Annotated in this window: 14 protein-coding genes; 13 read left to right on the top strand and 1 reads right to left on the bottom strand. The window is 35.9% G+C overall.

The features are described from left to right. Position 1 precedes the first annotated feature (1 nt). On the top strand, positions 2-1507 hold the full coding sequence (gene adcA, locus ADI58_RS08610) for a zinc ABC transporter substrate-binding lipoprotein AdcA (protein ID WP_049522245.1): 1506 nt from the start codon (positions 2-4) through the stop codon (positions 1505-1507). A gap of 1160 nt (positions 1508-2667) precedes the next feature. Here adcA and ADI58_RS08600 read toward each other — a convergent pair. Further along, positions 2668-3441, bottom strand: coding sequence for a DeoR/GlpR family DNA-binding transcription regulator (locus ADI58_RS08600; RefSeq protein ID WP_049522244.1), 774 nt, complete (start codon positions 3439-3441; stop codon positions 2668-2670). A 175-nt stretch (positions 3442-3616) separates the two neighbouring features. Here ADI58_RS08600 and ADI58_RS08595 point away from each other — a divergent pair, with 175 nt between their 5' ends. The 12 genes from ADI58_RS08595 (at position 3617) to ADI58_RS08540 (ending at position 21506) form a co-directional block, all read left to right on the top strand. Continuing rightward, entirely contained in the window at positions 3617-5020 is a 1404-nt protein-coding gene (locus tag ADI58_RS08595; RefSeq protein WP_049522239.1) for a rhamnulokinase, read from the top strand. Between the two features lie 28 nt (positions 5021-5048). Beyond that, complete coding sequence (locus ADI58_RS08590) at positions 5049-6341, top strand: ABC transporter substrate-binding protein (RefSeq protein WP_049522238.1); 1293 nt, start codon at positions 5049-5051, stop codon at positions 6339-6341. 85 nt (positions 6342-6426) lie between these two features. Beyond that, positions 6427-7356 carry a carbohydrate ABC transporter permease gene (locus ADI58_RS08585; protein WP_078140508.1) on the top strand — a complete coding sequence of 310 codons (930 nt, stop codon included), beginning with the start codon at positions 6427-6429 and terminating at the stop codon, positions 7354-7356. Between the two features lie 2 nt (positions 7357-7358). Next, positions 7359-8198 (top strand): carbohydrate ABC transporter permease, encoded by an 840-nt coding sequence (locus tag ADI58_RS08580; RefSeq protein WP_049522255.1) that lies wholly within the window; start codon positions 7359-7361, stop codon positions 8196-8198. After that, entirely contained in the window at positions 8195-9514 is a 1320-nt protein-coding gene (locus ADI58_RS08575) for an alpha-L-fucosidase (RefSeq protein ID WP_049522237.1), read from the top strand. The genes ADI58_RS08580 and ADI58_RS08575 overlap by 4 nt, the downstream gene beginning before the upstream one ends. Positions 9515-9519: 5 nt before the next feature. Next, the gene (locus ADI58_RS08570; RefSeq protein WP_049522236.1) at positions 9520-11391 is read left to right on the top strand and encodes an alpha-galactosidase; all 1872 of its coding nucleotides are present in this window, start codon (positions 9520-9522) and stop codon (positions 11389-11391) included. Between the two features lie 21 nt (positions 11392-11412). Then, the gene (locus tag ADI58_RS08565) at positions 11413-13626 is read left to right on the top strand and encodes an alpha-galactosidase (RefSeq protein ID WP_049522235.1); all 2214 of its coding nucleotides are present in this window, start codon (positions 11413-11415) and stop codon (positions 13624-13626) included. A gap of 13 nt (positions 13627-13639) precedes the next feature. Next, a complete protein-coding gene (locus ADI58_RS08560) occupies positions 13640-16657 on the top strand; it encodes a glycoside hydrolase family 98 domain-containing protein (RefSeq protein ID WP_049522233.1) in 3018 nt (1005 codons plus the stop codon). Positions 16658-16671: 14 nt separating this feature from the next. Next, positions 16672-17400 (top strand): class II aldolase/adducin family protein, encoded by a 729-nt coding sequence (locus ADI58_RS08555; protein ID WP_049522231.1) that lies wholly within the window; start codon positions 16672-16674, stop codon positions 17398-17400. 12 nt (positions 17401-17412) lie between these two features. Then, entirely contained in the window at positions 17413-19179 is a 1767-nt protein-coding gene (locus ADI58_RS08550; protein ID WP_049522230.1) for an L-fucose isomerase, read from the top strand. Positions 19180-19324: 145 nt separating this feature from the next. Next, a complete protein-coding gene (locus ADI58_RS08545) occupies positions 19325-20476 on the top strand; it encodes an iron-containing alcohol dehydrogenase (protein ID WP_049522229.1) in 1152 nt (383 codons plus the stop codon). 145 nt (positions 20477-20621) lie between these two features. Next, positions 20622-21506, top strand: coding sequence for an SPFH domain-containing protein (locus tag ADI58_RS08540; protein WP_004235732.1), 885 nt, complete (start codon positions 20622-20624; stop codon positions 21504-21506). Positions 21507-21600 lie beyond the last annotated feature (94 nt).

The raw sequence follows: 21600 nt of genomic DNA, 5'->3' as shown, positions 1-21600 counted from the left end.
CGTGAAAAAAATTAGCTTATTACTAGCCAGTCTATGTGCCTTGTTTTTAGTGGCTTGTTCCAATCAAAAGCAGGCAGATGGCAAACTAAATATTGTGACAACCTTTTACCCTGTCTATGAATTTACCAAGCAAGTCGCAGGAGATACTGCTAATGTGGAACTCCTCATCGGTGCTGGGACAGAACCCCATGAATATGAACCTTCTGCCAAGGCAGTTGCTAAAATCCAAGATGCAGATACCTTCGTGTATGAAAATGAAAACATGGAAACATGGGTCCCTAAATTGCTAGATACTTTGGATAAGAAAAAAGTGAAAAGCATCAAGGCGACAGGCGATATGTTGCTCTTGCCAGGTGGTGAGGAAGAAGAGGGAGACCATGACCATGGCGAAGAAGGCCATCACCATGAGTTTGACCCCCATGTTTGGTTATCACCAGTCCGTGCCATTAAACTAGTAGAGCACATCCGTGACAGCTTGTCAGCAGATTATCCTGATAAAAAAGAGACCTTTGAGAAGAATGCAGCTGCTTATATCGAAAAATTGCAAGCCTTGGATAAGGCTTATGCAGAAGGCTTGTCTCAAGCCAAACAAAAGAGCTTTGTGACTCAGCACGCAGCCTTTAACTATCTTGCCTTGGACTATGGACTCAAACAAGTCGCAATCTCAGGCCTTTCTCCAGATGCAGAACCATCAGCTGCTCGTCTGGCAGAATTGACAGAGTACGTAAAGAAAAATAAAATCGCCTATATCTACTTTGAAGAAAATGCCTCACAAGCCCTTGCTAACACACTTTCAAAAGAGGCAGGTGTCAAAACAGATGTCCTTAATCCTTTAGAAAGTCTGACAGAAGAGGACACCAAGGCTGGAGAAAATTACATCTCTATCATGGAGAAAAACCTCAAGGCTCTGAAACAAACAACGGACCAAGAAGGCCCAGCAATTGAGCCTGAAAAGGCAGAGGATACCAAGACAGTCCAAAATGGTTACTTTGAGGATGCAGCTGTCAAGGACCGCACCTTGAGTGACTATTCAGGCAATTGGCAATCAGTTTATCCTTTCCTTGAAGATGGAACTTTTGATCAGGTCTTTGACTACAAGGCTAAGTTGACTGGTAAGATGACTCAAGCTGAGTACAAGGCCTACTATACAAAAGGCTATCAGACAGATGTGACTAAGATTAATATCACTGATAACACTATGGAATTTGTTCAAGGTGGACAAAGTAAGAAATTCACCTACAAGTATGTTGGTAAGAAAATCTTAACTTACAAGAAAGGCAATCGTGGCGTGCGCTTCCTCTTTGAAGCCACAGATGCTGATGCTGGACAGTTCAAGTATGTTCAGTTTAGTGACCACAATATCGCCCCAGTTAAGGCAGAACATTTCCATATTTTCTTTGGAGGCACAAGCCAAGAAGCCCTCTTTGAAGAAATGGATAATTGGCCAACCTATTACCCAGATAACCTATCTGGACAAGAAATCGCCCAAGAAATGTTGGCGCATTGATGAGAAATCGACTAGTTCATAAGAGCTAGTCGGTTTTTAGATATTAGATGGCTAACTTCATTATAGACCTTTCAGAACTTTAAACAATAAATAAAACTCTTGAAATATCGGGGCCTGTATGTTAGAATGATTTTAATGGATAAGGTTCATTAGAACACCAAAGCCCCTAACTACTGCCATAGTTAAGGGCTTTTTTGACGTATCTTAGAGATTTAACGGGTGTTTATAGGCTAGTCAGTCGGTCTACTTCTTACCATCTAGCCATTTGCAAACGAAATACAAGATGATTCCAGCTATGACGTCTGCTATAATAGTAAGAGCGAGCTCTGGGATAAGGCTCATTAGTTTCACCTCCTTTCACGAACCGTAAGGAACGTAATCGGTAACCGATGACAAAAATAGTATATCACATTAAATTTAGATCATCAATCTTGCCTAATGCTTGAAATATCTGGGCTTATATGCTAGAATATAATTAATTGATAAGGTTCATTAGAACACCAAAGCCCCTAACTATTGCCGTAGTTAAGGGCTTTTTTTACGTATCTTAGCGATTTAACGGGTGTTGATAGGCTAGTCACTCGGTCTACTCCTTACTATCTAGCCATCTGCAGACGAAATACAAGATAATTCCAGCTATAACATCCGCTATAATAGTAAGAGCGAGCTCTATGATAAGGCTCATTAGTTTCACCTCCTCTCACGAACCCATAGGAACGTAATCGGTAACCGATGACAAAAATAGTATACCACATTAAATTTGGATCATCAAGGTCACTTAATTCTTGAAATATCGGATCTAAGAGAAAAATCTTTAAAATCAGAAAAACGCATAATATCAGGTGTGCAAAACCTTGATATTATGCGTTTTATTGTGGGAAGATTTACTCCATTTTCTCCTGAAATTGAGTTTTTGTCCAGCCTCTGTTTTTGGGGTTGCTGAGAAAATAATGTCATGTGGTGAGTATTTGTAGATCAGTCAGCAGACAGAACGAATATTCTTCGAAAATCTCTTCAAACCATGTCACCTTCGTCTTTCCGTATATATGTGACTGACTTCATCAGTTCTATCTACAACCTCAAAACAGTGTTTCGAGCTGACTTGATCAATTTTCAAATCTGTACTTTGAGCAACCTGAGACTAGTTTCCTATTTGATTTTCATTGAATATCAGAAACCCATTCTCCATCAAATAATTCTACTGCGTCTAATAATTTTTGATCTGGCAAGGTGTCAGAAATAAAGGTTGTGTATTTGGAGAGGGGATTAATTTTAAAAAATCCTGTCTTGTAAAATTTAGAACTATCAATCAGTAAGATGGTTTCATGGGCTTTGTCAATAATATTCTTTTTTGAAATAGCTTGGCTGAGAGAAGCTTCATAAACATATTGGTCATCAATACCTCTTGCTGAACAAAATGCTAAATCGATATTAAAATGATCTAATAAAGAATTTTCCTTTTCATAGTTTACCACGGAACAGGATTGATGTTTGACTTCTCCAGATGTGATAAAGATTTTGGAGCTATCTTTAACAGTTTCAGATAGGGTTTGTGCAGTATGTAAACCATTTGTAAAAATAATCAAATTATCAAGTTCAGAAAGATAGGGACAAAGTTCGTAGGTAGTAGTACTAGAATCTAGATAGATACACATACCTGACCGAATAAAGTCTTTAGCGAGACTAGCGATTAGTCTTTTTTGCCTAGTACTTTCTCCTTCACGTATTTGATGAGAAAGTTCAATTGTGTTCATAGAGGACAGGGTCACGTATCCGTGTTTTCTTTTGATAAGACCTTGATTTTCTAAGAAAATTAAATCACGACGTAAGGTACTTGTGCTGGAGAAAGTGATTTCTGCCAGCTCTTTTACGGCAATTCTTTTTTTCTTTTTGATAATTTCAATCAATTCAAGTACACGTTCATCTTTTATCATAAGCTCCTCCTAATTTATCATCTCAACTATATTATAGCACAAATTGGAGGAATTTGAATTATTTTTATGTTTATGGCGCAAATGTATGAATTTTATTCAAGTAAGCGTTCACATATTGAAAAAATAAAATGTGGGGATTATAATAAACTTAATCAAGGACGAAGAGAGAAGAAAAATGGAAGCGGTTTTAGCAATAGATTTAGGTGCGACTTCTGGAAGAGCAATCGTTGGTTACCTTTCTGAAAATAAACTAGTAATGGAAGAAATAAATCGCTTTTCTAATCTACCTATTAGAGTAAAAGGGCATTTATCTTGGGATGTTGACTTTCTACTAGCTAAAATTCTTGAAAGCATCCGCTTGGCTAATACTAGTTACAAGATTTTATCTATCGGTATTGATACATGGGGTGTTGATTTTGGACTTATTGATAATGAAGGTAAGCTGTTATCACAACCTGTTCACTATCGTGATGAAAGAACAAAGGGAGTGTTAAAGGAAATATCTGAAATTACTGAATTAGAAAAACTGTATTCAGAGACAGGAAATCAGATTATGGAGATAAATACCTTGTTTCAACTCTTTAAGGCACGTCAAGAATCTCCTGACTCTTTCTATAAGACCAATAAGATTCTTTTAATGCCAGATTTGTTTAATTATCTCTTGACAGGTAAGTTTGCAACTGAAAAAAGCATTGCTTCAACAACCCAACTCTTTGATCCGAGAAGTCAAAAATGGAATCAGAATATTTTAAAACTATTTGAATTGGAGTCATCTTTACTTCCTGAAATTGTTTCAGAGGGGAATGTTCTTGGTAGACTCAGAGAGGAATATGGTTTAGGCGATATTCCTGTTGTGAATGTTTGTAGTCATGATACAGCAAGCGCGATTGTCTCAGTACCTAAGACAGAAGATAGTTTATTTATTTCATCAGGGACTTGGTCTTTAGTTGGAGTGGAACTTACTTCACCTATTCTTAGTACCGAATCCTTCAATTATGGATTTACAAATGAAGTCGGTAAAGATGGAGAGATTACATTTCTGAAGAATTGTACAGGGCTATGGATCATAGAGGAACTAAGACGTTCATTTGAACGAAGAGGGAAAGCCTATTCTTTTGATGATATTAGGACAATGGTGGAGAAAGAAAAAGAAAATCTTCCTCTGATTGATACTGAATCAACTGAATTTGCAACAGAATCTGATATGTACAAGACTTTGACAGAATATCTAGCTTATCATCATGAAACTAGAGAGTGGACAGATGGACAACTATTTAAGATCGTTTATGAAAGTCTAGCTGAAACGTATAAGAAAACGATAGAGTTACTAGAAGAACTAACTCATAAGGTTTATAAGAGGATATATGTTATCGGAGGAGGTGCTAGAGCTAGTTACTTTAATCAAATGATTGCCGATAGAACTGGTAAAGAAGTTCTTACAGGTTCAACTGAGGCTACAGCTGTGGGGAATATTTGTATACAGCTATTAAGTCAAGGTAAAATAAACGAGGATACAGGGTTAAAGGATATTATGACAAATATTACTGATACACAATATTATTATCCTCAGCTATCATAAACAAAAATAAAAAAACGGAGGTTTTGTCATGAACAAAAAAAGTCTTTTGAAATGCGCTGTTATCGGGTTAGTAGCTACCCTTGGTTTAGCAGCTTGTGGAACATCTAAGGATGCAAGCGGTGGAAGTTCTTCTGGTAAAGAAGTATTAGAATTTTATCATGGATATCATCATAGTGAAGATGAATGGCCTGTAGCTAAGACTATGCGAGATTTATATGATAAATTTGCAGAAGAACATAAAGATAGTGGTGTAGAATTTAAACCAATTCCTATAAATGGTGATTTGAAGGATGTAATGAATAACAAGGTTGCTAGTGGTGAATTTCCAGATGTGATTGACCTAGCAGGTAATGCAGTATCATTAGCTGCGATTGAACAAAAACTTGTTTTGGATTTGAAACCATATATCGATTCAAATAAGCTTGAAAAAAATGTTGGTTTGAACTATAAACAAAACCAAAAAGATGGAAAAATTTATACAGTTCACGAACAGTTATTTACAATGGGTTTGTGGTATAACAAGGATATATTTTCAAAAGCAGGTGCTAAAACACCTGATCAGTGGAATACTTGGGAAGATTTTACACAAGCAATGGCTACTGTGAGAAAGCAAGATGGAGTGTATGCATTTGGTGCTGGAGAACCATCTATTCGCTTGTTTAATACAGTCTTAGGAACCACAGAAAATGGGCGTAAATTATTAGACAAACCATTAACAAAAGAAGGAATCGAATCTAAAGAATTTGCAGATGCTTTGAAAATGGTTATGAAAGAAATTCAAGCTAATGGTTCTAAGAATGCTGGTGGCGATGCTAATGCTTATTCTAAAGACTTCCAAGAAGGTAAATCTGCAGTCTTCTTTAATGGTGTGTGGGCTTCTGGTGAGATGTCTAAGAACCCGAGTCTTGCACCTGGAATCTATCCTGCAGGTGTAGCAATTAGTTCTTCTGGAGGTGGTATCACTATCTCAAGTAAGATGTCTGAAGCTAAACAAAAACTAGCTCTTGAGTTTTTGAAATATATGACTAGCGATGATGTACAAAAAGTAATTTTTGAAAAAGTAGGAGCAAATCCTTCTAATGAAAATGTAAATGTAAAAGAACTTTCAGAAAAAAGTTCAGAAGCTACTACTAAAATTTTAGGACAAGCAATCACTCAAGTTAAGAATGCAAAAGTAGTTGTTCCAACTGTAAGTGATGTTTGGGGTGGTGATGTACACACAGCTATTATCAATGCATTGACAGAAAGTGCTGCTGAAAATGTAGATGTTGATCAAAAAGTGAAATCTACTCAAGATGTGTTGAAATCATTGATTGGTTAATTGTTTTAGGGAGTGGAAACGAAGCTCAGTTGGCACTGCCAACTGAGCTTGATTTTACTCATATATTTGAAAAAGGAGTTTGTTTATGGCACAAAAAGTTATGAGCCTACAAAATAGGAAGAATCAAAAAAGACGATTTATCTTTTTATTTCTTTTGCCAACGTTGATTTGTTTCTTTCTATTTTATTTTTATTCTGTAGTAACAATCTTTTTAACTTCATTTGCTAAATGGGATTATACAAATTTAAACACCCCTGAGTTTCTTGGATTTGATAAATTATTTGAAAATTATAGGTATGTTTTTAAAGAATACCCATTTTTTACAGAAGCTCTAATTAATTCTGTTCGTTGGGCTGTAATTGGTGTTATTATTCAAGTTCCTTTAGCTTTATCTGTTGCAATTACATTATCTAAGAAATTAAAAGGCTGGAAGATATCTAGAAATCTTTATATTGTACCAAGTATCATTTCTAGTGCTGCTATGGGATTGATTTTTCTTCAAATCTATAATCCAAACTATGGCGTTGTTAACCAAATTATTCATCTATTTAATCCATCGTTTAAAGATTCAGTACTGTTGACTCCAGGATTAAATATAGCTGCTATGACTGGCGCTTATATTTTCTTTGCAGGAGCATCAACCATTATGATTCTAGGGCAAATTTTTGCTATTCCAGAAGAAGTTCAAGAAGCTGCTATTTTAGACAATATTACTGGTTGGAGGAAAGAGTGGTATATTACGATTCCGATGATTAAGGGGACAATTAAAACTGTTTCAATTATGGCAGCAACTTCAGGATTTTTGCTCTATAACGAAGTATTCTTTTTGACAAATGGTGCTGCAGGAACAAAAAGTATCAGTTTTGTTATTCGAGAATTAGCGGTGGCTAGCTCACGAACTCAGTATGCTCGTGCAAATACAATTGGAGTTATACAAATCTTAGGTGGAATGTTGATTATCGTTTGTATTAATATTTTATTCAGAGAAAGAAAAAGACTGAAAGGTGGGAAATGATTATGAATACACATATAAATGGTATTAGTAAAAAAGGCAAAGTTCTTATATATGGTTATATGCTCCTTACCATTTTAATTTCCATTTTCCCTATTGCGTGGATCTTTTTATCATCATTAAAAGCAGATCCTATGAAAAATCCAGGTATTAGTTTACCAACTGACTTTACTCTTGATGGTTATATAAATGTTTTTACAAAACTTCATGTTTTCACTTACTTTTGGAATAGCTTTAAAGTAGTGTCTATATCAGTTATTATTAGCATTGTTATGATTTCCATGTCTTCATATGTTATTGCTAGGATGGAATTTAGAGGGAAGAAGTTAGTGACTTCTATGCTGTATTCTACTCTATTTATTCCAGCAACAGCTATGACTTTTCCAGTTTATAGATTAGTAAATGCGTTGGGGATTTATAATACCCCAGTTGCTCTAATTCTAGTCTACTCTTGTAGTGGAATTGCTATGAGTTTCTTCATTATAAAGAACTATTTTGAAATTATTCCAAAAGAATTGGAGGAGGCGGCAGAGATTGATGGTGCGACATATGCTCAAACTTTTTGGAAAGTGATGTTGCCAATTGCTAGACCTGGAATTTTAACAGCAGCAGTACTCGCCTTTATTAATAACTGGAATGAATATTATTGGGCATCTATGTTGGTGATTGATAAAAATGAATTAACAGTACCAGCATTACTAGGTCAATTTACTACAAGTTTTAATACTAATTATAATGGTCTTTTTTCAGCGATTGTTGTAATCGTATTACCACCAATCATTCTATTTGCATTTACAAGTAAATACTTTATTGAAGCTTTAGGAGGAGGAGCAGTAAAAGGATGAAACATACACTTGAAACTATCAATAGTAGAACTCAGTGGTTTAGAGAAGCAAGATTTGGGATGTTCATTCATTGGGGTTTATATTCTATTCCAGGAAAAGGGGAATGGATTCGTAGTCATCAGAAATTATCTATTGAAGATTATGAACCATATTTTCGAGCTTTTGATCCTAAGGAATATAACCCTAGAGAATGGGCTAAACAAGCAAAAGCTGCAGGGATGAAGTATATGGTTTTAACAGCTAAACATCATGATGGATTTTGTTTGTTTGATTCAAAATTTACAGATTATAAATCAACAAATACACCTGCAGGTAGAGATTTAGTTAAAGAATTTGTAGATGCCGTTCGAGCTGAAGGTTTAAAAGTAGGGTTATATTTTAGTTTGATTGACTGGTATCATCCTGATTTTCCTAAATATGCTGATCTAAATCATCCAATGAGAGGAAATGAAGCCTATCGAGATGAGAAAATTAACTTTGACCGTTATTTGGAGTATTTGCACAATCAAGTTAAAGAAATTGTAACTGGTTATGGTCAGATTGACATATTATGGTTTGATTATTCTTATGAAGACATGGTAGGTGAAAAATGGGGAGCTTCAAAATTAATAGACATGGTTCGTCATTATCAGCCAAACGTTATCGTAGATAATAGATTAGAAACATCAGGTGAAGGATTCGGAAGTATTGTTACAGATGAAATTACCTCTTATGCTGGAGATTTTGTTAGTCCAGAGCAAATTGTTCCTCACGAAGGTATTCGAAACTTTAAAGGTGAGCCTGTTCCTTGGGAACTTTGTCTAACTATGAATAACAATTGGGCTTATAATCCTACTGATTATCTATATAAGTCTAGTCAAACTTTGATAAGAAAGTTAGTTGAATGTGTTAGTAAAAACGGGAATATGATTCTTAATGTAGGCCCAGATGCTTTGGGAAGAATTAATGATCCAAGTAAGAAAATATTAGATGATTTTCATCAATGGATGTCTCGAAATGGTGAGGCAATTTATGGATGTAGTGGAGATGAAAATTTACCAAAACCAGATTGGGGATACTATACTCGTAACGGAAATACGGTTTATGCTCATGTATTTGAACAACCTATAGGTCCGTTAGCTCTTCTTGGTATTAGTAAAGAAAACGTAAAAAGAATGAGCTTTCTTCATGATGGAAGTGAGGTGAAAATTTCAGAAAGCTGGACGACCAATGCCTATAAAGGAATTTGTTTTGCACAGTTTGGAGAAGTTCCTCATTTTACCTATCCATTACCAGACTTGATTGATAGCGTAATAAAAATTGAGTTGAGAGAGTAGTTTATATGAAAATTGAAAATAGAAATGTAAGACGTAATTTCTTTTGGGTAGATGGTCGATTTTATACTACTGATATCGTAAACAAACGGGCAGGAGTAATGATAAAAAATGTTTCGAAAGAGGAATTTACCATTACATTGGAGAATGGTATAAAACTTTCTTCAAATCATTTTTCAGCAATCGTTAGGGAAGAGGGAGATAAGCGGATTGAGGTTTCTTTTGTTTATCCTTCCATTCGTTTACGTTTAATCTTTGAATCGAGGGATGATGTTCTTTCGAAACAATTAGTTTTAGAATCTTCTACTGAAGTTATTAAATCTGTAGAGGTAGAGAGTTTTGAGTTTGAAACAGAAGACCATATTTTCTATCCTAAAAGACAAGATTGTATTAAGGAAATGGCAAATTTTTCCGGTTATTATGTAGAATTGGGACAACCTGTTTATGCTAATTCTTTATTCTTAGGAATGGAATTTCCCATGTCTGAAAACAAGGTAGATTGTAGACATTATGTATCAAGGTATTACTTAGGAACGGTTATTAATCAAGAGAAAATTTTGTGGCCTTGTATTGTTGGGGGAGCAGGTTCCTATAAAAAAGAAGAGATTCAAGAGGCATTTTTTGAATATGTGGAAGGAATAGCTCAACCTAGTTATTTCCGTAAACAGTATAATTCCTGGTATGACCATATGACCGACATTACAGAAGCAGGTATTCTAAAAAGTTTTTCTGAGATTAGAGATGGATTTGAAAATCATGGAGTCCATTTAGATGCTTATGTTGTTGATGATGGTTGGACAAACTATCAATCAGTTTGGGAATTCAATCATAAATTCCCAAATGGTTTGAGAAATATTAAACATCTTGTAAATGGATTTGGTTCAAGCCTAGGATTATGGATTGGTCCCAGAGGTGGTTATAATGGGACGGAAATCATTATGAGTGATTGGTTGGAAGCACATCCAGAGTTAAGGATTGGCTCTAAGAATTATACTTCAAATGATGTAAACGTCGCTGATTTTAACTATCTCAATCAAATGAAGAAAAAGATGTTGGAATATCAAAAAGAATTCGATATCAGCTATTGGAAAATTGATGGTTGGTTACTTCAACCTGACAAACCTGATAAGAGCGGGTCGCATGGTATGTATACCATGACAGCGGTTTATGAGTTCTTAATTCAGCTGTTGATAGATCTAAGAAAGGAGCGAGGAGGAAAAGATTGTTGGTTAAACTTGACTTCTTATGTAAATCCTAGTCCATGGTTTTTACAGTGGGTCAATAGTTTATGGATTCAAATATCTCAAGATGTAGGGTTTACAGAGAATGCAGGTAATGATATCAATCGTATGATTACTTACCGAGATATTCAGTATCAAGAATTTTTGGAAAAACGTGAGATACAGTTACCTATGTGGTCGCTTTATAATCATGAACCAATCTATGCTGTCAGTGCAAATACCTGGTACATGGATCACCAAATGTTTGCATCAATACCAGATTTTGAAGCTTATCTATTATTTATTTCAACAAGAGGGAATGCTTTTTGGGAGTTTCACTATTCTTTTGATATGTTTGATGAAGAACGCTGGAAAGCCAATGCTCGTGCCGTCAAATGGATAGAGGAGAATTATCAAACACTAAAATATAGTAAAAAAATAGGAGGAAGTCCTGAAAAATTTGAAATTTATGGTTATAAGTGTCACAATCAGAAGACTTCTACTGAAATTCTCTCTCTGAGAAATCCTGCTCAGATTAAACAAAAAATAAAAATAGAGAATCTTTCGATAGAGAATTTTACCAGAGTAATTGGAGATTTTACTATTCAAGAAGATGAGATAGAATTGGCACCGTACTCTATCATGATACTGAAGAAGTAAAGAAAAAATTGTGAGGTAGAGATGACGATTTATATTAATAAGGACGAGACCGTTTTTCATTTGGAAATGAAAGATAGTAGTTATATTTTTAGAATTTTAGAAAATGGGGAACTTCAACATCTATATTTTGGGAAAAGGATTCATGTCAAGGAAAATTATAACCAATTGATGGCCTATGAAAAAAGAGGATTTGAAGTATCTTTTTCAGAAGAATTTGAGGATATTCAACAGTCTATGATACAAAATGAATATTCTTCATATGGGAAAGGAGATTTTCGGCATCCAGCCTTTCAAGTTCAAGGAATGAATGGTAGTAGGATAACGACACTAAAATATCAAGGTTTTGAACTTGAAAAAGGGAAAAATCGTCTTAACTCTCTACCTTCAACATTTGATGATATTGGTCAGTGTGCGGAAACATTAACGATTATTTTAACAGATTCCATATTAGATTTAACTGTTAGACTAAATTACACAATTTTTCCGGAATACAATGTCTTAGTTAGAAATACGGAATTTTTAAATAATAGCAATAATAAGTTGACTCTTTTGAAAGCAATGAGTTTACAGCTAGATCTACCTGATAGTCAATATGACTTTATTCAATTTTCTGGAGCATGGCTGAGGGAACGTCAGTTATATAGAACTTCGCTTAGACCAGGTATTCAAGCAATAGATAGCTTGAGATACTCATCAAGTCCTCAGCAAAATCCTTTCTTTATGCTATCAAGGAGGGAAACTACAGAGCATAGTGGTGAGGTTTATGGTTTTAACTTTATCTATTCTGGAAATTTTCAAAATATGATTGAAGTTGACCATTTTGACACCGCTAGAGTAACGGTAGGAATAAATCCAGTAGAATTTCGTTTTTTATTAAATCCTGCCGAAAGTTTTGTGACACCAGAAGCAATTGTGACCTATTCTGATCAAGGGATGAATCAGATGAGCCAACAACTATCAGATTTTTATCGACATCATTTAGTTAATCCTAATTTTTCTCAAGCTAGTCGTCCTATAATACTCAATAGTTGGGAAACATTTTATTTTGACTTGAGTACAGAAAAAATTTTAGATTTAGCAAAGGCTGCTAAAGATTTAGGAATAGAATTATTTGTACTGGATGATGGTTGGTTTGGTCATAGGAAAGATGACAAAAGTTCTCTGGGTGACTGGGTAACAGATAGAAGTCGCCTTCCTGAAGGTATTGGATTTCTTGCAGATGAAATTCACAAAATAGGTTTACAATTTGGTTTGTGGTTTGAGCCTGAAATGATTTCTATTGATAGTGATTTGTACAAGAATCATGCAGATTGGACTATCCATTTGTTAGACAGAGAGAAGTCAGTAGGAAGAAATCAATATGTGTTGGATTTGACGAGACAGGAAGTTATTGATTACCTTTTTGATTCTATTTCTAAAATCATAATCGAAACAAATCTGGATTATATCAAATGGGATATGAATCGTCATATAACAGATATTTATAGTATTGAACTTGATTCTGAACAGCAGATGGAATTTGGTCATCGATATATCTTAGGTCTTTATCAGTTATTAGATCGTTTAATAACTAAGTTCCCTTCAGTTCTATTTGAATCTTGTTCTTCAGGTGGTGGACGTTTTGATTTAGGACTTATGTATTATGCACCGCAAGCGTGGACGAGTGATGATACGGACCCGATAGAACGGTTGAAAATTCAGCATGGAACTTCTTATGGATATTCTCCATCAATGATGACAGCCCATGTTTCTATTTCTCCAAATGAACAAAGTGGAAGACAAACGAGTTTGGAGACTAGGACAAATGTAGCTTATTTTAGTTCTTTCGGTTATGAATTAGATGTTACGAGATTGTCGGTAGAAGAAAAAGAACAAGTGAAAGAACAAATTCAGTTTTATAAAAAATATCGTTCATTGTTTCAATACGGGGATTTTTATAGGATAAACAGTCCTTTTAGTTGTGATTCTACTAGTTGGCAAGTTGTTTCAAAGAATAAATGCGAGTCGATTTTACTGTATGCTCAATTGAATAGTAAGTTGAATCCAGATTATACAAGAGTTTATTTTAGTGGTTTAGATAAAGATAAATGCTATTCCGTCTCTGGATTTGATGAGTTCTTTTATGGAGATGAATTAATGAATGCTGGAATAAAAGTCAGTTTAAGTAATTTAGCACTTTGTGTTCCAGAATATCTTACAAAATTATTTGTTATTGAGGAAGTTGTATGTAAATAATGAGGAAATAAAAATGGAAAATAAAAAAATAGCAAAACAGATTTTAATAGCTACGGCTGTTTTAACAAGTTTTTTAGGAAGTAAATTGGTTTATGCAGATGTAGTCCAAAGTAATTCTAATGACAGAGCTAGTACTGAAACTGCTAGAGTAACAGGGAATAACTTAAGAAAACCAATTACTAAAGATCAAGAAACTGATACGGAGATGACATATCTTTCAGATATGGATTGGTCTTCTGCAACTCATGGTGATGTAGATAAAACAAAAACAGTACAAAAAGATGCTCCATTTACAACAGGAAATAAAGGAGAACATACTAAAATTTCATTGCTTACTTCTGACAATAAAGTTAAGTATTTTGATAAAGGAATAGGGACAGTCGCAGATTCCCCGTCTGTAATCAGCTATGATATTAGTGGTCAAGGATTTGAAAAATTTGAAACTTATATAGGAATTGATCAAAGTGCTAATAGTTCTAGAGCAGACCACGCAGTAGTGGATAAAATAGAAATAGAAATAGATGGAGAAGTAGTTTATTCCAGTAATGTAACTAATCCAGATGGATTCAGATATAATACCCAGGCACAATTTATTAGTGTGACAATTCCACAAAACGCTAAAAAAATATCCTTAAAATCATTCTCAGGAGAACATACATGGGGTGATGAAGTTGTATTTGCTGATGCTAAACTTATTAAAACTGTTAGTACTCAAACTATAACTCCAGATCTTCTTAATAAAGGAATTAATGGAGGAGTATATCTTTCTGATTTAGAATGGGTTGATGCTACTCATGGTGATGACGATAAATCAAAAACAGTTCAGAAAGATAAACCGTTTACACCTGGTAATAACGGTGCAAATAATAAAATAAAATTATTAATTGACGGGAAGGAAATAGAATTTAATAAAGGATTGGGAACTGTAGCAAGTAACCCGTCTAGTATAAAATATGATGTTTCGGGTGCTAATGTTACAAGATTTATTTCCTATGTCGGAATTGATAGGAGTGCAAATCATTTAAATTCTGATTACGCAGATATTCAAAAATTTGAAGTTGTTGCGGATGGTAAAGTCATTTACACATCAGAATCAAAATATCCGGAAGGAATTAAATATGATACATCGGCATTTCTGGTTGATGTTGAAATTCCAAAAGATGCACAGACAATAGAACTTAAATCATATTCAGGGAAACATACATGGGCTGACGAATTGGTTTTAGGTGGAGCCTTGTTTATGGCAAATGGGAAATTTAAGAATCCTAATGATTGGTCAGAAGTTGATAAACGTCGTGAAATTAATAATGAACATCCGTTACTTATGATGCCTTTATATGCTAACGGAGAAGAGTTTAACAAAGGGAAATATACTTTTTGGGGAGGAGATACATTAACAGGTAAATGGGAACATGTACCAGATGACTTAAAACCATATACTGTTATGCAGTTACATCCAGATGATCTTCCTAAAAGAGATGGAGCTGCTAGAGGTTTTTATGAACATATGCTAGAAGAAGCAGCGAAATATGTAAATCCTAAGACTGGAAAAAATGAACCTATTCCAGTTATTCTGACGGTTTACACTGCTGGTAATATGCCTTATTATACTTCGGCACATTGGTTAAGTACCAGCTGGATTGATAAAATGTATCAAAAATATCCAAATTTGCATGGTATTTTCAGTACTGAGAATTATTGGATTTGGGCAAATGATATTGAAAATAAGGCGGCAGATTACTTAAAAGTATCAGCTAAAAATGGAGGATATTTTATATGGGCTGAACAAAATAATGGTTCTGCAATAGAAAAAGCATTTGGAAAAAACGGTAAGATAGCATTTCAGCAATCTGTTGATAAGTATTGGAAGAACCTTATTTTCATGTTCAAAAATACACCTGCTGCTGAGGGAAATGATTCAACTACAGAAAGTTATATGAAGGGACTTTGGCTTTCAAATCATACTTATCAATGGGGTGGTTTGATGGATACTTGGAAGTGGTATGAGACAGGTAAATGGAAACTGTTTGCAACTGGTAATATCGGAAAAAGTCAAGGAGATAGACAATGGTTGACTGAACCAGAGTCTATGCTAGGAGAAGAAGCTTTAGGGGTTTACCTTAATGGAGGTGTAGTTTATAATTTTGAACACCCAGCTTATACCTATGGTGTAAATAATAAAGAAAGCTTACTTTTTAGCGAAGTAATAAAAGAATTTTTTAGATATGTAATAGCGCATCCAGCACCATCCAAAGAAAAGGTACTTGAGGATACAAAAGTATTCATACATGGAGACTATTCAAATAAAGGAAATGGTAAGTTCTTTGTAAACGTAAATACTGATAGAGAACAAACTCCATTATACATGACTGGTCGTTATAATGTTATTCCAGCTATTCCAGGTGTTTTAAAAACAGATAAACTGAAAGAGTCTGTTTCTGGTAGCCGTATTCAGATTAAGGAAATCACTTCTCCAGAATTTAGCTCTACTCAGGCTAGAAAAGAATACTTGAATAAGCTGTATCCTACAAATTATGAAGGAGACATCTTTGCTCAGAAATTAGATAATAGATGGTTTGTCTATAATTACAAGGTAAATGAGAACGTTAAACAGACTGGGAAATTAAAATTTAATTCTTTAGAAATGGATGTTGAATTTGAACCTCATACCTATGGTATTTTTGAGAGAATAAGTAATGGATTGAAAGTGAATTTAAATAATTTTAGAACAAATAAAGATTCACTATGGTCTAATGCTCAGGATGCAAATCAGGCAAAGAAACTACCACAATTGACCAAGAAAGGTGCGATTAAGTGGATTGATGAACATTATATCAAAGATACTCAGTTTGGAGAGAAAAGGGTTACAAAGATAGTATTAAGAGGTATAGATAAACTTCCTACTGTTCATTCATTATCAGGAACAAATAATTCCTATGATCAGCCATCTCTCAATTTTGATCAGGAAAATCATACGGTTACTATTACCATTAACAGTAATGGAAATCTTGAATTCGAACTTCATTTTTAGAAAGGAGTGAGTTTATGTCTCAAGATGAAAAATTAATTCGTGAACAGATTTGTGATGTTTGTCATAAGATGTGGCAACTTGGTTGGGTTGCTGCAAACGATGGAAATGTATCTGTTCGATTAGATGAGGATACCATTATTGCAACTCCTACTGGTATCAGCAAAAGTTTTATTACACCAGAAAAGCTGGTGAGGTTAAATCTCAAAGGAGAGATTTTAGAAGCAGAAGGTGATTACCGTCCTTCTAGTGAAATTAAAATGCACATTCGTTGTTACGAAGAACGTGAGGATGTCCGTGCGGTTGTTCATGCACATCCACCGATTGCAACAGGATTTGCTCTTGCACATATTCCTTTAGATACTTATTCACTAATTGAGAGCGCGATTGTGGTTGGGGCAATTCCTATAACTCCATTTGGAGTTCCGTCTACAATGGAAGTGCCAGAAGCAATTACACCTTATCTGCCAGATCATGATGTCATGCTATTAGAAAATCATGGAGCTCTGACTGTCGGAAGCGATGTCATTACAGCATACTACCGTATGGAAACATTAGAGTTAGTCGCAAAGACAACCTTCCATGGAAGAATGTTACTGTCTACAAAAGGTATTGAAGAACAAGAAATTGCTCGTTCGACTTTAGAACGTCTATTCTCAATGCGAGAAAATTATAAGGTTACAGGTCGTCACCCAGGCTACCGTAAATATAATGGCGATGGTAGTATAAAAGAAACAGAAAAATAAGAGGAAAGTATTATGATCCAACATCCACGTATTGGTATTCGTCCGACTATTGATGGTCGTCGTCAAGGTGTACGCGAATCACTGGAAGTACAAACAATGAACATGGCTAAAAGTGTGGCAGATTTGATTTCAAGCACATTGAAATATCCAGATGGAGAACCTGTGGAATGCGTGATTTCTCCATCTACTATTGGTCGTGTTCCAGAGGCTGCAGCTTCACATGAATTGTTCAAAAAATCAAATGTTTGTGCAACAATTACAGTCACACCATGCTGGTGTTATGGTAGTGAAACTATGGATATGTCTCCAGATATTCCTCATGCTATTTGGGGATTTAATGGAACAGAACGTCCAGGAGCTGTCTATCTTGCAGCTGTACTAGCGTCCCATGCTCAAAAAGGGATTCCAGCGTTTGGTATTTATGGTAGAGATGTTCAGGAAGCTAATGATACAGATATTCCAGAAGATGTCAAAGAAAAACTTTTACGTTATGCGCGTGCAGCTCTTGCAACTGGCTTGATGAGAGACACTGCTTACCTATCAATGGGTAGTGTTTCGATGGGGATTGGCGGTTCTATTGTAAATCCAGATTTCTTCCAAGAATACTTAGGAATGCGAAATGAATCGGTAGATATGACGGAGTTCACGCGTCGTATTGACCGTGGTATTTATGACCCAGAAGAGTTTGAACGTGCTATGGTTTGGGTAAAAGAACATATCAAAGAAGGAGTTGATCGAAATCGTGAAGATTTGATTCTTTCTAAAGAAGAGAAAGAAAAACAATGGGAATTTGTTGTAAAAATGTTCATGATTGGTCGAGATCTTATGCAGGGAAATCCTCGTTTAGCAGAGCTTGGTTTTGAGGAAGAAGCAGTTGGTCACCACGCTTTAGTAGCTGGTTTCCAAGGTCAACGTCAATGGACAGACCACTTCCCTAATGGGGATTTTATGGAAACGTTCTTAAACACTCAATTTGACTGGAATGGTATTCGAAAACCATTTATATTTGCGACAGAGAATGATTCACTAAATGGTGTGTCTATGCTCTTTAATTACTTATTGACGAATACCCCACAAATCTTTGCTGACGTGCGTACTTATTGGAGTCCAGAGGCTGTTGAACGTGTAACAGGTCATACTCTAGAAGGTAATGCCGCAGATGGATTCTTACATCTAATCAACTCGGGCTCTTGTACATTAGATGGTACTGGTCAAGCTAGTCGTGATGGAAAACCTGTTATGAAACCATTCTGGGAGTTGGAAGAAAGTGAAGTGCAGGCTATGCTTGAAAACACAGACTTCCCACCAGCAAACCGTGAATACTTCCGTGGAGGAGGATTCTCAACTCGTTTCTTGACGAAGGGGAATATGCCAGTAACAATGGTACGTCTCAATCTTCTAAAAGGGGTTGGTCCAGTGCTACAAATTGCAGAAGGTTACACACTTGAACTTCCTGAAGATGTTCACCATACTTTAGATAATCGTACAGATCCAGGATGGCCAACTACTTGGTTTGCTCCACGTTTGACAGGAAAAGGTGCTTTCAAGTCTGTCTATGACGTCATGAATAATTGGGGAGCTAATCACGGAGCCATAACATATGGCCACATTGGAGCAGACTTGATTACCTTGGCTTCTATGTTGAGAATTCCTGTCAATATGCATAATGTACCTGAGGAAGATATCTTTAGACCTAAAAATTGGTCCTTATTTGGAACAGAAGATCTAGAATCAGCAGACTATCGTGCATGTCAGTTGTTGGGACCACTACATAAATAAAACTTGTTTATATAGGAGGTGAACTTACGTCCCTCCTATCCTTTTAAAAAGATTTGTTAAATAATTCACAAATAATTGAAAACGAATACAAAAAGTAATATAATGATGTTAAATAGATAGCGCGGAGGCGCAGGAGGAAAATTATATGGCTACATTTTATGTTCCGGCAGTCAACCTTATTGGTAAAGGTGTTGTAAATGAAGTGGGTCCTTATATCAAGGAACTTGGCTATAAAAAGGCACTTTTGGTGACAGATAAGTTCATCGAAGGAAGTGACATTTTGCCTAAGGTTTTAAAACCGCTAGATACAGAAGGAATCGAATATGTCATCTTTAGCGATGTAGAACCTAACCCTACTTGTAAGAATGTCACAGATGGGGTAGCTGCTTTGCAAGAACATGGATGTGATTTTATCATCAGTCTTGGTGGGGGTTCTCCACAGGATGCAGCTAGTTGTATCTCTATCATGGCTACAAATGGTGGAAAACCACAGGATTATGAAGGACTTCATAAATCTGCTAAAAAAGGCCTTCCTGTTGTAGCTATCAATACTACTGCAGGTACATCAGCAGAAATTACCATTAATTATGTGATTACTGATGAAGAACGCAAGGTTAAGATGGTAATGGTTGATAAGAATAGCCTTGCTCTTATCTCTGTTAATGACCCTGAATTGATGATTTCAAAACCTCAAGCTTTGACTGCAGCGACAGGTATGGATGCTCTGACCCACGCTGTTGAAGCTTTGGTAACACCTGGTGCTTATGATGTGACCAAGAAACTATCTATTGGGGCAATTGAGCTTATCAAGGAATACCTCCCTCGTGCCGTAGCAAATGGACACGACATTGAAGCGCGTGAAGGTATGGTCAATGCCATCTTCCTTGGTGGTATGAGTTTTAACAATGCAGGTCTGGGCTATGTTCACTCAATGGCTCACCAACTCGGTGCAGTATATAATTTGCCACACGGTGTTTGCTGTGCTATGTTGCTACCAGTTATAGAACGTGAAAATGCTAAACGTGTACCAGAAGCTTTCCGCAATGTTGCTAAAGCCTTGGGACTTCATGTAGAAGGTAAATCAGATGAAGAGTGTGCCGATTACGCAATTGCTGAGATTGAGAAGCTTTCTGAGACAGTAGGCATTCCTAAAAAATTGACTGAACTTGGTATTGAAGAAAAAGATTTCGACTTTGAATACCTTTCTAAGAATGCTTTGATTGATGCATGTGCGCCAGGAAACCCATTTATGCCAACCTTAGAAGAAACGATTGAGTTTTATAAAGAGTTGTTTTAGCAAGAGATTAGACGACAATGTGACAATTCACCTCTAATTATTGACATTTCAGGAAAAATCGCAGAAAAAACTGCACAACCTTCTTTAAATGTGCTATAATACAGGAAAAATAATAATGGAGGTCACGATAATGGCAACATTTTTGATGATTTTTGTGGTGGTTTGTGTGCTTCTATTGGTGATAGTCACACTGAGTACAGTTTATGTGGTTCGTCAGCAGTCGGTGGCGATTATTGAACGCTTTGGGAAATACCAAAAGGTTGCCAATAGCGGTATTCATATTCGATTGCCTTTTGGGATTGACTCGATTGCAGCACGGATTCAGTTGCGCTTGTTGCAAAGTGATATTGTGGTTGAGACTAAGACCAAGGACAATGTGTTCGTTATGATGAATGTGGCGACTCAGTACCGTGTCAATGAGCAGAGCGTGACAGATGCCTACTATAAACTCATGCGTCCAGAATCTCAGATTAAATCTTATATCGAAGACGCCCTTCGCTCTTCTGTTCCAAAATTAACCTTGGATGAATTGTTTGAGAAAAAAGATGAGATTGCCCTTGAAGTTCAACACCAAGTAGCAGAAGAAATGACTACTTACGGTTATATTATCGTTAAAACCTTGATTACCAAGGTCGAACCAGATGCAGAAGTCAAGCAATCCATGAATGAAATCAATGCGGCGCAACGTAAGCGGGTCGCAGCGCAAGAATTGGCAGAAGCAGACAAGATTAAAATCGTCACTGCAGCTGAAGCAGAAGCAGAAAAAGACCGTCTTCATGGTGTGGGGATTGCCCAACAACGTAAAGCGATTGTGGATGGATTGGCAGAATCTATCACTGAACTCAAGGAAGCCAATGTTGGCATGACAGAAGAACAAATCATGTCCATTCTTTTGACCAACCAGTATTTGGATACCTTGAATACCTTTGCCTCTAAAGGAAATCAGACTATCTTTTTACCAAATACGCCAAATGGTGTAGATGATATCCGTACACAAATCTTGTCAGCCCTTCGCGCTGAGAAGAAATAATAGACTAATACTCTTCGAAAATCTCTTCAAACCACGTCAGCGTCGCCTTGCCGTACTCAAGTACAGCCTGCGGCTAGTTTCCTAGTTTGCTCTT

Origin of the sequence: Streptococcus mitis (genome assembly GCF_001074635.1) — a bacterium.
In the GTDB taxonomy this organism is placed as follows: Bacteria; Bacillota; Bacilli; order Lactobacillales; family Streptococcaceae; genus Streptococcus; species Streptococcus mitis_E.
The sequence above is the reverse complement of the archived record's forward strand: the minus strand, read 5'-3'. Positions and strand labels throughout refer to the sequence as shown.

Bases quoted from the DNA above. Each gene is read 5' to 3' on its own strand.
- ADI58_RS08600 (WP_049522244.1), bottom strand. From the start codon at position 3,441: ATGATAAAAGATGAACGTGTACTTGAATTGATTGAAATTATCAAAAAG.
- ADI58_RS08595 (WP_049522239.1), top strand. From the start codon at position 3,617: ATGGAAGCGGTTTTAGCAATAGATTTAGGTGCGACTTCTGGAAGAGCA.
- ADI58_RS08590 (WP_049522238.1), top strand. From the start codon at position 5,049: ATGAACAAAAAAAGTCTTTTGAAATGCGCTGTTATCGGGTTAGTAGCT.
- ADI58_RS08585 (WP_078140508.1), top strand. From the start codon at position 6,427: ATGGCACAAAAAGTTATGAGCCTACAAAATAGGAAGAATCAAAAAAGA.
- ADI58_RS08580 (WP_049522255.1), top strand. From the start codon at position 7,359: ATGAATACACATATAAATGGTATTAGTAAAAAAGGCAAAGTTCTTATA.
- ADI58_RS08575 (WP_049522237.1), top strand. From the start codon at position 8,195: ATGAAACATACACTTGAAACTATCAATAGTAGAACTCAGTGGTTTAGA.
- ADI58_RS08570 (WP_049522236.1), top strand. From the start codon at position 9,520: ATGAAAATTGAAAATAGAAATGTAAGACGTAATTTCTTTTGGGTAGAT.
- ADI58_RS08565 (WP_049522235.1), top strand. From the start codon at position 11,413: ATGACGATTTATATTAATAAGGACGAGACCGTTTTTCATTTGGAAATG.
- ADI58_RS08560 (WP_049522233.1), top strand. From the start codon at position 13,640: ATGGAAAATAAAAAAATAGCAAAACAGATTTTAATAGCTACGGCTGTT.
- ADI58_RS08555 (WP_049522231.1), top strand. From the start codon at position 16,672: ATGTCTCAAGATGAAAAATTAATTCGTGAACAGATTTGTGATGTTTGT.
- ADI58_RS08550 (WP_049522230.1), top strand. From the start codon at position 17,413: ATGATCCAACATCCACGTATTGGTATTCGTCCGACTATTGATGGTCGT.
- ADI58_RS08545 (WP_049522229.1), top strand. From the start codon at position 19,325: ATGGCTACATTTTATGTTCCGGCAGTCAACCTTATTGGTAAAGGTGTT.
- ADI58_RS08540 (WP_004235732.1), top strand. From the start codon at position 20,622: ATGATTTTTGTGGTGGTTTGTGTGCTTCTATTGGTGATAGTCACACTG.